The 467-nt window shown below is 39.0% G+C and carries 2 protein-coding genes; both read right to left on the reverse strand.

Features of this window, described 5'->3' with window-relative positions:
* Positions 1-86: 86 nt before the first annotated feature.
* Positions 87-293, reverse strand: coding sequence for a hypothetical protein (locus GQ593_RS13445; RefSeq protein WP_160432477.1), 207 nt, complete (start codon positions 291-293; stop codon positions 87-89).
* Positions 286-467 (reverse strand): hypothetical protein (locus GQ593_RS13450; protein ID WP_237397776.1); only part of this gene is annotated, 182 nt, incomplete at its 5' end. The genes GQ593_RS13450 and GQ593_RS13445, both read right to left, overlap by 8 nt.

A 467-nucleotide genomic window follows, 5' to 3' on the forward strand; every position in this document is an offset into this window, starting at 1 on the left:
TGCCATTACCCACCTCAATACCCAATGATTGAAAGACATAATCCCATTTACCTACGGCTTGGGCTGTAATTTCATTGATTTTCATCTTATAACCCCTTGCGCTCAGTTTCGCTTCTAAATAGCTTTTTAGAATCGTTAATTAAGTCTGATACAGCATAAAGGGCATAGGAGCGTAATTCTTCGTTAATTGGCGTGTTTGAATCACAATCAGCCATTAAAAGCGTGGTGATAGCGTTGGCTTGTCCTAGTTTTGTATTGATAGTATTTATTGCGTCCAGTGAGATATTAGCCATTGTTTTTCTCCTCTTTTAACCCGTGCCCTTGTAACTCATCAAAAGCTTGCTCTACTAAATCAACAATAACCCACAGTAAATTACTCATGTCGGCTTGTTCGATAAAAGGCTCGTCATATCCTGCGCACTTATAATTAGTGTTATCCAAAGCGATTTTAGCCATGCTCCGAACTT

The sequence above is a fragment of the Gilliamella sp. Pas-s25 genome (genome assembly GCF_009795885.1).
Taxonomy (GTDB): Bacteria; Pseudomonadota; Gammaproteobacteria; order Enterobacterales; family Orbaceae; genus Gilliamella.